Origin of the sequence: Rhodococcus sp. AQ5-07, from assembly GCF_009707305.1 — a bacterium.
GTDB lineage: Bacteria > Actinomycetota > Actinomycetes > Mycobacteriales > Mycobacteriaceae > Rhodococcus_F > Rhodococcus_F erythropolis.
Genome location: NZ_CP046099.1, coordinates 4,994,724 through 5,006,202, shown reverse-complemented (window position 1 = coordinate 5,006,202; position 11,479 = coordinate 4,994,724). Strand labels below are relative to the sequence as shown.

General features: G+C 64.3%; 12 protein-coding genes. 7 read left to right on the top strand and 5 right to left on the bottom strand.

All coding sequences use genetic code 11. The features are described 5' to 3' along the window. Positions 1–321: 321 nt before the first annotated feature. The gene (serS, locus tag GJB56_RS23325) at positions 322–1,575 is read right to left on the bottom strand and encodes a serine--tRNA ligase (protein WP_003945400.1); all 1,254 of its coding nucleotides are present in this window, start codon (positions 1,573–1,575) and stop codon (positions 322–324) included. A gap of 65 nt (positions 1,576–1,640) precedes the next feature. Continuing rightward, on the bottom strand, positions 1,641–2,036 hold the full coding sequence (locus tag GJB56_RS23320; RefSeq protein ID WP_003945404.1) for an ankyrin repeat domain-containing protein: 396 nt from the start codon (positions 2,034–2,036) through the stop codon (positions 1,641–1,643). Between the two features lie 70 nt (positions 2,037–2,106). Here GJB56_RS23320 and GJB56_RS23315 point away from each other — a divergent pair, with 70 nt between their 5' ends. The 6 genes from GJB56_RS23315 to GJB56_RS23290 all read left to right on the top strand — a co-directional run bounded on the left by GJB56_RS23315 (position 2,107) and on the right by GJB56_RS23290 (position 8,298). Continuing rightward, positions 2,107–3,213, top strand: a complete 1,107-nt coding sequence (locus tag GJB56_RS23315; RefSeq protein WP_019746391.1) for a septum formation family protein — start codon at positions 2,107–2,109, stop codon at positions 3,211–3,213. A gap of 3 nt (positions 3,214–3,216) precedes the next feature. Further along, positions 3,217–3,567, top strand: coding sequence for a metallopeptidase family protein (locus tag GJB56_RS23310; protein WP_070796765.1), 351 nt, complete (start codon positions 3,217–3,219; stop codon positions 3,565–3,567). Positions 3,568–3,700: 133 nt separating this feature from the next. Further along, positions 3,701–4,000: a PE family protein gene (locus tag GJB56_RS23305; protein WP_046377729.1), complete on the top strand. Its 300-nt coding sequence runs from the start codon at positions 3,701–3,703 to the stop codon at positions 3,998–4,000. Positions 4,001–4,068: 68 nt separating this feature from the next. After that, positions 4,069–5,337, top strand: a complete 1,269-nt coding sequence (locus tag GJB56_RS23300; protein WP_069146672.1) for a PPE domain-containing protein — start codon at positions 4,069–4,071, stop codon at positions 5,335–5,337. Then, positions 5,337–6,155, top strand: a complete 819-nt coding sequence (locus GJB56_RS23295; RefSeq protein ID WP_113683440.1) for an ESX secretion-associated protein EspG — start codon at positions 5,337–5,339, stop codon at positions 6,153–6,155. The genes GJB56_RS23300 and GJB56_RS23295 overlap by 1 nt, the downstream gene beginning before the upstream one ends. A 40-nt stretch (positions 6,156–6,195) precedes the next feature. After that, positions 6,196–8,298, top strand: coding sequence for an acyltransferase family protein (locus GJB56_RS23290; RefSeq protein WP_113683439.1), 2,103 nt, complete (start codon positions 6,196–6,198; stop codon positions 8,296–8,298). 9 nt (positions 8,299–8,307) lie between these two features. On the opposite strand, the gene GJB56_RS23285 is transcribed toward GJB56_RS23290, so the two are convergent. The 3 genes from GJB56_RS23285 to GJB56_RS23275 are packed head-to-tail and all read right to left on the bottom strand — an operon-like array spanning position 8,308 to position 10,557. Further along, the gene (locus GJB56_RS23285) at positions 8,308–8,976 is read right to left on the bottom strand and encodes a histidine phosphatase family protein (RefSeq protein ID WP_019746386.1); all 669 of its coding nucleotides are present in this window, start codon (positions 8,974–8,976) and stop codon (positions 8,308–8,310) included. Continuing rightward, positions 8,973–9,887 (bottom strand): prephenate dehydratase, encoded by a 915-nt coding sequence (gene pheA / locus GJB56_RS23280; protein WP_097388053.1) that lies wholly within the window; start codon positions 9,885–9,887, stop codon positions 8,973–8,975. The genes GJB56_RS23285 and pheA overlap by 4 nt, the downstream gene beginning before the upstream one ends. Before the next feature lie 31 nt (positions 9,888–9,918). Further along, a complete protein-coding gene (locus tag GJB56_RS23275) occupies positions 9,919–10,557 on the bottom strand; it encodes a hypothetical protein (protein WP_021334642.1) in 639 nt (212 codons plus the stop codon). 139 nt (positions 10,558–10,696) lie between these two features. Between GJB56_RS23275 and GJB56_RS23270 the strand changes: the two genes are divergently transcribed. Then, a complete protein-coding gene (locus tag GJB56_RS23270) occupies positions 10,697–11,476 on the top strand; it encodes a DUF2470 domain-containing protein (RefSeq protein ID WP_019746383.1) in 780 nt (259 codons plus the stop codon). Positions 11,477–11,479: the final 3 nt, after the last annotated feature.

Sequence of the window (11,479 nt, the reverse complement as noted above, 5' to 3'; positions counted from 1 at the left end):
CAAAACGTGTGCGCGCCGTCACAACATAACGAAAAAACTAGTACGTGTACTACTTTTGGCAAGACACTTGTCCAATTCACCCCGGACTCACCCTCACATCACCTGACGGGGGATGGAAAAGCAGGGTATGGAAGCCCGATTGAACGCAAAACTAACGCCAAAGCGGTCTATCGACAACGCTTTTGGTGGTCAACTCGTCAATCGGCGGGAAAAATATGATATTCCGCCAGTTCAGAAAAAGTTCCAAACCTACCAGTACGAAAGTACGAATCAGGGCCGCGACGGAGTCCGTCGCGGCCCTGATTGTGTTTGTTCAGTGTGTCAGCGAAGCACATCCGTGCCGACGAACGGCACCAATGCCTCGGGCACTCGCACCGAGCCGTCGGCCTGCTGATGGTTCTCGAGAATCGACACGATCCAGCGCGTCGTTGCCAGGGTGCCGTTGAGAGTGGCAGCCGTCTGCGGCTTGCCGTTCTCGTCGCGGTACCGAACTCCGAGGCGGCGGGCCTGGAAAGTCGTGCAGTTGGACGTCGATGTCAGCTCGCGGTAGGTGCCCTGCGTCGGAACCCATGCCTCGCAGTCGAATTTACGCGCAGCCGAAGAACCGAGATCTCCGCCGGCGACGTCGATCACGCGGTAAGGAACGTCGATGGCCGCCAACATGTCTCGCTCCCAGCCGAGGAGACGCTGGTGTTCGGCGTCGGCATCCTCGGGACGGCAGTACGTGAACATCTCTACCTTGTCGAACTGATGGACACGGATGATGCCGCGGGTGTCCTTCCCGTAGCTGCCGGCCTCACGGCGGAAGCACGAGGACCAACCGGCGTAACGCTTCGGGCCTTCGTTCAGTTCGAGGATCTCGCCCGAGTGGTAGCCGGCCATGGGTACCTCGGAAGTTCCGACGAGGTACAGGTCGTCATCCTGCAAGTGGTAGATCTCGTCCGAGTGAGCACCGAGGAACCCGGTGCCCGCCATGATTTCCGGGCGTACGAGCACCGGCGGAATCATCATCGTGAATCCGTTGGCGATCGCCTTCTGCGCCGCCAACTGCAGCAGTCCGAGCTGGAGCATGGCCCCGTAGCCGGTCATGAAGTAGAAGCGCGAACCCGAAACCTTGGCGCCGCGTTCCATGTCGATCAGGCCGAGCGACTCGCCCAGCTCGAGGTGATCCTTCGGCTCGAAGTCGAACTTCGGAATCTCACCGACGTGTTCGAGCACGATGTAATCGTCCTCGCCGCCGGCCGGCGCACCTTCTTGTACGACGTTGGAAATCGCGCGGTGTGCGGAGTCGAGCGCGGCCTGCGCCTCGTGCTGCGCGGCCTCGGCTTCCTTGACCTTGGCCGCCAGTTCCTTGGAACCCTCGAGCAGCGCGGGACGCTCCTCCGGAGATGCCTGTCCGACCTTCTTGCCGAAGGCCTTCTGCTCTGCGCGGAGGTTGTCTCCGGTCAGAACGGCGGCGCGTCGGGACGCGTCGGCTTCGAGCAGAGCGTCGACCAGTCCTGGATCTTCTCCACGGGTGCGCTGCGACTCGCGGACGATTTCGGGGTTCTCACGGAGAAACTTGAGGTCAATCACGACTTCGAACTTTACCCACTCACCGCAGCTCGCCGACGGTCACGTCCATGTCGGAGAGGGAGAGATCACGATTCGAGCAGACTCAGGTAGTCCTCGCGTCCGAACATCCGAGCCGCGTCGACGGCAGTCGGGTGTCCACCTTTCGGGTCGGCTCCCCCGCTCACCAGCGCTTTCACCACCGCATCCTCGCCCTTGAAGACGGCTCCGGCGAGGGGTGTCTGGTTCTTGTCGTTGGGCCGGTTGACGTCGGCGCCGCGCTCGATCAAGGCAACGACGGCGTCAGCGTGACCGTGATACGCCGCCAACATGACGAGCGTGTCGCCACTCTCGTTGGTCAGATTGACGGGAACTCCAGCATCGACGTACGACGCCAGCCCGGCCGCGTCGCCGGTTCGTGCCATGTCGAAGAGCCGGCCCGCCAGCTCGACGGCCTCGGGATCGAGTGGGGTGTTTTCGCTCATGACTACAAAATACTCACAGACGCGTTTGTGAGTTTTGTAGTGAAGGTTCGATATCGCCACGGCAACAGGCATGATGGAATCGATGTCCGAAGACAAGATCGAGAAGTCGCCAGATCCGGCAGATCCCCAGGGGACGCCGGCGAAGAAAACTGTCTCAGCGAGTCGCACCCGTCGGGTCCTGGCTGCTGTGGCGGTAGGTGCGGTGGTCGCCGCGATCGCAACGATCGCGATTTCCGGTGGATTGAACAAGGACGACTCGTCCTCGGTCAGTGTCAGTGGTGGCGGTCCAGCAGCGACGGGATCTACTCGCGACGACGCCTTCACCGCGGCTGCGGCCGGCGACTGCCTCAACTGGACGCCTGCGACCGAGTCGGGCGGGGACCGCACGGACATGTCGAAGGTTCAGTGCGGAACTGAACACCGCTTCGAGGTTGCCGGACCACTCGACCTCTCGGTGTTCCCCGGCGCCGAGTTCGGCCCCGGTTCCCGGTACCCGGGCGCCCTTCGATTCGCCGAACTCCGCGACGAGCACTGCACACCCATCGTCATGTCCTACCTCGATTCGAAGTTCGATCCCAAGGGCAAGTTCAGCGTCGGCCTGATGTTCCCGAGCGAATCGGGTTGGGCTTCGGGCGAGCGCGCACTGCGTTGCGGCTTGCAGTTCTCGACCACGACCGGCGAACTACAACCGTTCGTGGGCCGCGTGGCGGACCAGGACCAGTCGAACGTGTGGGACGTCGGCACGTGCATCGGCATCAACCAGAACCTCCCGACCGATCCGGTCGATTGCGCGAAACCGCATGCATACGAGGTTATTTCGGTGATCGACCTCGGCACTCAATTCCCGGGCGCAATGCCGTCGGTCGAAGATCAGGACCGTTACCTCGAGGGCGTCTGCACTCAGGCGTCCAACGAGTACCTTGGTTCCGCAGACGCGCTTCGCGACAAGACGCTGACGCTGTTCTGGGACAACATTTCACTGGAAAGCTGGTTGGCCGGTAGCCGCCGAGTCAATTGTTCGATCGGCAAAGAGGTCGAAACCGGCGGGTTTGCCGCGATCACCGGAAGCGCCAAGGGCGAAATCCTGATCAACGGCGCCGCTCCGGTCCCGCCACCCGCTGCACCGGAAGGTCGGTCGCTGCCGACGCCGTTGCCCGGCGCAGCTCCGCCGTCGTAAGCCATGACGGTGACTATGACGCCCGACCGGTTCGAGGAACTGGTCGGCGAGGCGCTCGATCTGATTCCGCCCGAACTTGCCAAGGCCATCGACAACGTCGTGGTGCTTGTCGAAGCACGTGACGAGGCAGAACCGGGGCTGCTCGGTTTGTATCAGGGCGTCGCTCTGACCGAGCGGGATTCTCATTACGGTGGGTACCTGCCGGACACGGTCACTATTTTCCGCGATTCGATACTCGACATCTGTGCATCCGAGGACGAGGTTGTTCACGAGGTTGCCGTGACCGTCATCCACGAGATCGCGCACTACTTCGGCATCGAAGAAGACAGATTGCACGAACTCGGCTGGGGCTGAGGGCAAAGTCGTCCGATTTCGGGGGAACCAAAAGCGGCCGGTATGCATCAAACTATGTGCGGGGGGATTTCTACGGCTGTGTGCACGACCTCCCGGCCACTTATCCGCCCTGGTCAGGAAGGAGTTCGGCACTATGTACGTCGACCCTCAAGCCCTAGTTGCCGCCGCAATGGAACTCGAGTCTGCGGCGACGCGATTGCGCGGAATCGTCTCTACTGCGCAGCCGACGCTACGCGTTCTCCCAGCCGGATCCGAAGAAGTGTCCGGTAGCGCGGCAAATTACTTCAACACCATCTCGGGCAGCCTTGCCTCGTCCACCGATCGGGCAATCGAGGAGCTCACCGCGGCTGCGGCAGCTCTGCGCAAGAATGCAGCTGCCTACGAGCTCGAAGACCAGCTCACCAAGTCCAGCCTGGCAGTCGCACCGATCTGATCGACAGAAATCGAACTCGGTAACTCGGCAACTCGGCAACACAGTCACACTTCCTGGGGGGAAGAACAATGGTCGGCATCACCGGCGTCATCTGGTATCCACGGGGCGCAGCACCCAACTCCGCAGCACTGGTCGCCGGGGCCGGGCCGGTCCCTCTCGGTGTGGCGGCCGGGGCCTGGTCCACCGTGTCGTCCGGACTGACCGACACCGCTGCGTCCATCTCTCGCGTGATGGCGGACCTTCGCACCGGGTGGTCAGGAGAAGCCGCGGATGCCGCGTTGAGCAAGTTCGCACCGTTCCAGGAATGGGCTGCCTCGGCCGCGCTGCTCGCGGGAGAAACCGCTGGTAAAGCCCAAGTGCAGTCCGGTTCCTACACCGTTGCCACCCTGGCCATGCCGTCCCTGGCGGAGATCGCGGCGGTTCAAGCGGCCAAGGTCGCCGCGTACTCCATCGGCGGGGCCCTGGTCGGCGGTGCCGCTGCCGCCGAGGCTGCCGAAGAAGCTCTCAAAATTCGAGCGGCGGTGACGATGGAAACGTACGACGCCGCAACGACGCATCTGGCCGTGCAGCAGAACTTCGATTCACCACCGTCCATCGCGGAACCCACAGCTGGGGCATCCGCTTCGGCCGAAAGCCCAGGCAACGCCGCACGACAGTCCGTCGCGCAAGCGGCATCAACGCTCGCTGACGTAATCGCGGATCCCGTGCGCGCCGCAACCGCTGCTGTCGCATCCGTAGTTTCCAACCCGGTATTTGCCGCCGCTGCCTCACAGGCCGGTGCCATCTCCGGTGGAGCGTCGGCCGCCGTCAGTGCCGCGACCACCGCCGTCACGGGCGCCACCACTGCCGCATCAACTCTCGCGACGGCCGGAGCAGGACTCACCGGACTGGGCGGCGCAGGGCTCGGTGGCGCAGGGCTCGGTGGCGCCAGACTCGGCGCTTCCACACCATCACTGTTCGGCACCCCGTCGGCAAGTCGGGCAACGGCACAGGTCAGCGCAGCTTCCGCGACCACCGGAGCCGGAGCATTCGCGGGCTCGTCGTCGAGCAGCAGCACCGGCCGGCACGCTCTTCCGGATCCCTCCACCGGCCAGAGCGCCGCGCGCCAGAACCCCGTGACCTCGCCGGTTCAGGGCACCGTCGATACCGTCAAAGTGGATCCGGCCCGAACCGCAGGCGGATCTGCGCCGATCGCCGGCGGCCGTCATGCGGCCCAATCTGAAGACGACACCGAGCACGACACACCTGATTATCTGAAGCACTTCGAGCACTTCGCCGACGGCCGAACAGTCATCCCGTCCGTGATCGGTGGCGCACTCGAAACTGCAGAGCGTTGATGGTGGACCTCGGCACCTCACCTGATGGGTGGAATTTGCCTGTCGTCGCCTTCTCACAGGACGAAATCGACTATGTACGTGAGCGACTCGGGCTCGATGCGCTTCCCGTGGTTCTCGGTGGCGCGACGGTTCACGCCGGTGCGAGCGCTCACCGTATGGCGATGCAGTCCGCGGCAGATTCACTCTCCGAGCGCGATCTCCTCCCCGGCGGGGAGATCCATCACGAACTCAGTGCCCGCCTACGCGTCCTGACCCACCCCAAGTGGGAGTTGGCGCTGCGTCGGCATGTCGGTGGAAGGATTTCACGCCTCTGCGTCGCACAGGGCGAATTCCTTTGTGTCGAAGCAACTTCAACCGATTCTTCGTTCGCATTGTGCAGCGTCACCGCCGAACCAGCTGCACCCGTCGTCACCGCGCTCGGCAGCGCCGAAGCAATGCCGATTGCCGTGATCAACGCACCGACCGAGATGCTCAGCCTGGCATTCGGCGCCGGCCCGGATGCAGACAGCGTGACCTCGGCCTTGATCAACGCCGGGATACCCGAAGCCGACGCGCGCCAACTGGGTAGCGCAATCGTCACATGCACCGCCTTCGCCGAATTGGTTGGAATACCACACAGTTTGGGAGCGACGACGCTCATGACCGGCGCAGTGACTGTGTACGACACCTTGGCCGGCCGGCTCGTGGGTTCGACTACTCGGGCTGCCGACGGCACCGAGTGGACGTCCATCAGTTCCGGAACACCGCATCGCCTGCGACAAGCCGTGAACGCGCTGGTAACCGAACTCGAGGAATCGACGCCGGAGACTTCCGGGTAACCTCGAGGCGTCCCTTCAACGCCCGGAGCCTTACTTCAGCATGCAGTTCTCGCGTCAACCGTCGTCACCGGGCGAACAAGGCTCGGTCGCCACGATCGACCGGCCGAACGAAGAACGGGCAACAACACCGCACCGACAAGACCTGAACGGACTGCGTGGCCTCGCCATCGGTTTGGTGGTCGTATTCCACGTGTGGTTCGGACGGGTATCGGGCGGGGTGGACGTCTTCCTGGTTCTGTCCGGATACTTCTTCGTCGGCTCACTGGTTCGACGCGCCGAAGCCGGGGGTTCACTCAACCCGGTCCCGGCACTGCGGCGGGTGTTTCTGCGGCTGTTCCCCCTTATCGCGGTGGTCAGCATTTTGACCGCACTGGGGACCGCGTTGCTGCTGCCACGCACACGCTGGGCCGATCTGGGCGATCAACTGATCGCGGTGCTTGGGTTCTTCCAGAACTGGCAGCTCGCCAGCACCGCAAGCGACTACCTGGCCGCCGACGGCTCGGTCACTCCCCAGCAGCACCTGTGGTCGATGGCCGTGCAAGGTCAGTTCTATCTCCTGGCCATCGCACTCGTCTCCGTGATCGCTTATGTGGCTTCACGCGTGAATCCCAACTATTTCCGCCCGTCACTCGCGGTCACCCTTCTGGTTCTGACCGCAGGATCTTTTCTCTACGCACTCGCCAAATCTTCGCGTCACCAAGCCTGGGCGTACTACGACTCCGGCGCCAGGTTGTGGGAATTGGCCCTCGGTGGTCTGCTGGCCGTTCTGATGACCAGCACGCGCAGTCGGCAGATCGCATCCCTGCCGTTCTCGGTCAGAGCGACGATCGGCTGGGCGGGGCTTTCGTCGATCCTGTTGTGCGGCATAGTGCTCGACGGCGCCCAGCAGTTCCCCGGCCCGTGGGCGCTGGTACCGGTGCTGGCCACTCTTGCGTTGATACTGTCCGGAGTCGGCGACGACACACCTTGGACGTCGAAGACGCTCGCCCATCCGGCACTGACGTGGCTCGGCTCGTTCGCATTCGCGCTGTACCTGATTCACTGGCCGATTCTGGTGTTTGCACTCGTGATCTCCGGACGCCCCGAAGCCGGCCTGCTCGGCGGGGCACTGATCATCGCCCTCTCCGTCGCGGGGGCGCTTGCACTCCGGCGCCTGGTCGAGGTTCCGGTGGAGCGCGGAGGCCGCTCGCGCCGGTATACCGTCCTGGCATGCGTCGTCACCGCTGCCGCGGTCCTCGCCGCTTCGGTCGCCTGGCAGTCGTACGCGAGCAGCCAGACGACGGGCCAGCGGGCGGTCGACACCCTCGACCTCCCGACCCATCCCGGCGCACTCGCGCTCACCGACGGTGCCGAAGTACCCAAGGCGTCGATGGTTCCCTCGATCTTCGATGCGCCACTGGACCTTCCGGCCAGTACGCTCGACGGCTGTATCGCCGATTTTCTCGAGCGGGACGTCGTCCACTGCACCTATGGCGACGCCGATGCAGACAGAACCATCGCGCTCGCGGGTGGTTCGCACTCCGAGCACTGGCTCACTGCGCTCGACGAACTCGGCAAGAGTCACGGGTTCCGCGTCGACACGTATCTGAAGATGGGCTGCCCGCTCACCGTCGACTCCATGCAGACGTTGTCGGACAACGACTATCCGGATTGTGTCGACTGGTCGCGTGGAGTGCTGACCGAGTTGGCCGACGCCTCACCCGATTTCGTGTTCACGACGGCGACCAGGCCGAGTTCCGACGGCCCTGGTGACGTGACGCCCGAATCGTACGTTCACGTCTGGCAGGAACTGGAGCGCGACGGTATCGACGTACTCGCCATTCGCGATACCCCCTGGCTGCACCACGACGGCGTCGCCTACCGCGCGATCGACTGTCTGGCGACAACCACGTCACCCGATCACTGCGCGATGCCACGGTCCGAAATGCTCAGCGACGTCAATCCGGCGCCGTCGGCAATTGCCGATCTGACCAACGTCCGTCTACTCGACCTCAGCGACGGTGTGTGCGGACCGGAATTGTGCCGCGTCGTGGAGGGAAATGTGTTGGTGTATCACGATTCCCACCACCTGACAGCCAGCTACGTGAGCACACTTTCCGCTGAACTCGGGCGCCAACTGAGCGTCCAGACCGGTTGGTGGTGAAGCAGTCCGTCAGCCCATCACGTCGTCGGCGCCGGGGATGAGTCGGTGCTCGAACGGCGGGTTGACGGCTCCCCAGCGTAGGCACTCCCAGCCGCCATCAGCTGAGGGCAACAGTTCGACGGTCTCGGTGTTGGCCAAGTGGTTGTTGGCTGCGAACAGTCCGGGGACACCGGCAAGCTGGGCGGCGACAAGACGAATCGCAGCACCATGACTCACCACGACGATGTCGCCGCCGTCTCGTGAGCCTTCGAGAAATTCTTCGCGCAGCGCATTGACGACGGGGACGTACCGTTCCAGGACGTCGTATCCCGTTTCACCGCCGGGAATGCGAGCGCCGAGGTTGCCGGTGTGCCAGTGATGGAACGTCTCCATGAACAGTCGGTGCGCGGCCTCGTCGGTGCGATCCTCGAGGTCACCGGCCTGGACCTCGTGCAGTCCGTCCCGCACATCCAGGGATACGCCGGCGGCTTGCTCCACAAAACCTGCGGTCTGCCGGGCACGCAAAGCCAAGGACGATACGAGCGCCAGAGGAGGCGCCGAAGCCAGACCGATGCCCAACGTCTCGGCCTGCGCCAACCCTTCCGGCGTGAGCTTTGCTCCGGGCAGAGCGGTGTCGAGACGTTTGGCGACATTCGCCTCCGTCTGACCGTGCCGAACGAGGATGAGCCTTCCGGTCATCGTTCTCCCCCTCCATGCTTGAGTTCGTCGATCCACCGAATCGCTTCTTCGTCCGAAGGAGGTTGTGGCCCGGTCGAATTCGCTGTCGCCCACGACCCCAGGAAGCGGACTCCGGATTTGCGATGCAGTGCACGCATCGCCTCGGCCACCAGCGAGTCCTCGACGTGTCCGACGCAGTCCACGAAGAACCGGTACGTACCCAATTCCGTTCGCATCGGACGTGATTCGATCCGAGTCAGATCGATACCGCGAGCGGCGAATTCGGAGAGTGCGCGCACCAGGGAGCCGGGAGCGTTGTCGAGGTGAAGCACCAGCGCGGTCCGATCGGCACCGGTCCGTTCGGGAACCGGAGCCGGCTTGGTGACCAGCACGAAGCGTGTACGGGCGCCGCCCACATCGGCGACGTTGTCCGCCAGGCTGTCGAGTCCGAGCATCTGACCGGCCAAAGCCGTGGAGACACCGGCATCGACTGTTCCGGCCTGCACGTCCAGCGCCGCACCGGCATTGGACGAGGCCAACACAACCTCGGCCTGGGGCAGGTGCTCGGAGATCCAACCGCGGACCTGTGCGCCCGCATGCGGGTACGCGCCGATCGTGCGGACCTGGTCGGCGGTGGTCCCGGCCCGAACCAGGATGGAGAAACTCACGTCCAGATCGGTTTCGGCGACGATCTGCAGGGGCGAACCGAGAGCGAGTGAATCGAGCGTCGGAGCTACGCCGCCTTCCACCGAGTTCTCGAAGGGAACTACGGCCCCGTCCACGGAACCGTCGCGAACCATGTCGAGAGTCGCCGGCGGACTGCCGGCCGGTACTCGCTCGACGGTTTCGCCGAACGCGCCCTCAGCCTCCAACTGGGCGAGAGCTATCTCCGTGAAGGTTCCCGACGGACCGAAATACGCGATTCTTGGCACGCCTAAAAGATTACGCATCGACCCACGCCGGTCACTGCAAACCCGCGGCACGCAGAGCCGTTTCCACCGCAGGCAGATCCGCGACCTCGATCGTGAGCAGCACCTCGCGCATCGCGGATGCGGCTTCCGGGATCAGCGCGGCGAGTTTTTCGGGCTTCGGATCGACTATCGCGGCGCGCACGTCGTCGCCGCGCAGTGCAGCGACGGTGCCACACAGTAGGGCGATCACCTCGTCGCCGTCGGCTGCGCGGGCTACGAAACCGACGGACTCGTGCGCGAGTACCGCCAGGAAATCAGCCACTTCGGTGGGCGTGCGACCGGCGGCGAGTCCGGGGATCCGTCCACCTTCGCACAGGCGCAGCGCCGCTTCGGCGGGTGTCAGATCCTCTTCGCCGCCGTCGACGTACACCGCGAGCGGAGCGGGCAGACGTAGCGCGATCGCGTCGTCGATCTGGTCGGTGGTGACGTCGACGTCGAAACGGACGGCCTCGTACGACGCTTCCGTGTCCGCGCGCAGTTCTTCCGGATCGATATCGAGGCGGACGACAACCCGGCCTGCTGCTTCGCCACCGATCAGCGCCGACGCCGGAACGACCGGGAGAAAGAGTGCTTCGAGGAGTCCGCGCGAGTTTCTCGGGGCGGGCAGCCCGAGTGAAAGAGGAATGGCCACAGACAAACCGTAACCCCGACGCAGGCGGCGGATTCCACGCGAGTTGCGCAAAAGTCTTGCGATTCACACCGAAGCGCCTTAGGTTAGGGTTACCTCATCATCCGATGGAGTTCGAGAGAACACCCGCCAAGGGGGCAGCATGGCAACGAAGACCAGCACCGGCCCGTCCACCGCCGAACGCGTCCGCAGCGCCTGTGTGCGCGCACAGGACGCAGTTCTCGCCATCGAAGGCAGCGATCCCACCGTCACGTCGGTGCATCACCTGCGTTCGAACGGTGACGTCGTCGTTGCAGTCCCACATGCCTCCGCAGCTGCGGCCCTGGCCTGGAACTCCGGCGGCGGCGGACTGCCTGCCGTCCTCGAGATCACCGATCACGCACCACTGCGTCTGCGTGAGCCCGTGCGCTCCCTCGTGTGGCTTCGCGGCTCGTTACACGCCGTGCCCGACTACGAGGCACGCGTTCTCGCCGACGACGTCGCATCCGAACACCCCCATCCGGGGCTCCTCGACATCGGCCACACCTCGGTCCTCCTTCGCCTGAGCCTGGCCTCGGCCGTTGTCGCCGACTCGACGGGGGCAGAGCCCGTCGCCGTGGACGAACTGCTGAACGCCAGCCCCGATCCCTTCTGGGAGATGGAGACGGCGTGGCTGCAGCATCTCGACGAAGACCACCGCGATCTCGTGGACCTGCTCGTGCGCAAGCTTCCCCCGTACATGCGCACCGGACGCGTTCGCCCACTCGGCATCGACCGCTACGGACTGCGCCTGCGGGTCGAGGATCACACCGGCGACCGCGACGTGTGGATGCCGTTCGCCAACCCCGTCGACGACGCTCCCGCGCTGAGCCGCGCCATCCGAATGCTGGTCGGGTGCCCTTTCCTCAACGGCCTCCGATCGGGTGGCGCTGCAAACGGCTAGCGT

Bases quoted from the DNA above. Each gene is read 5' to 3' on its own strand.
- GJB56_RS23305 (WP_046377729.1), top strand. From the start codon at position 3,701: ATGTACGTCGACCCTCAAGCCCTAGTTGCCGCCGCAATGGAACTCGAG.
- GJB56_RS23285 (WP_019746386.1), bottom strand. From the start codon at position 8,976: ATGACCGGAAGGCTCATCCTCGTTCGGCACGGTCAGACGGAGGCGAAT.
- GJB56_RS23270 (WP_019746383.1), top strand. From the start codon at position 10,697: ATGGCAACGAAGACCAGCACCGGCCCGTCCACCGCCGAACGCGTCCGC.
- GJB56_RS23295 (WP_113683440.1), top strand. From the start codon at position 5,337: ATGGTGGACCTCGGCACCTCACCTGATGGGTGGAATTTGCCTGTCGTC.
- GJB56_RS23310 (WP_070796765.1), top strand. From the start codon at position 3,217: ATGACGGTGACTATGACGCCCGACCGGTTCGAGGAACTGGTCGGCGAG.
- GJB56_RS23320 (WP_003945404.1), bottom strand. From the start codon at position 2,036: ATGAGCGAAAACACCCCACTCGATCCCGAGGCCGTCGAGCTGGCGGGC.
- GJB56_RS23300 (WP_069146672.1), top strand. From the start codon at position 4,069: ATGGTCGGCATCACCGGCGTCATCTGGTATCCACGGGGCGCAGCACCC.
- GJB56_RS23290 (WP_113683439.1), top strand. From the start codon at position 6,196: ATGCAGTTCTCGCGTCAACCGTCGTCACCGGGCGAACAAGGCTCGGTC.
- GJB56_RS23315 (WP_019746391.1), top strand. From the start codon at position 2,107: ATGATGGAATCGATGTCCGAAGACAAGATCGAGAAGTCGCCAGATCCG.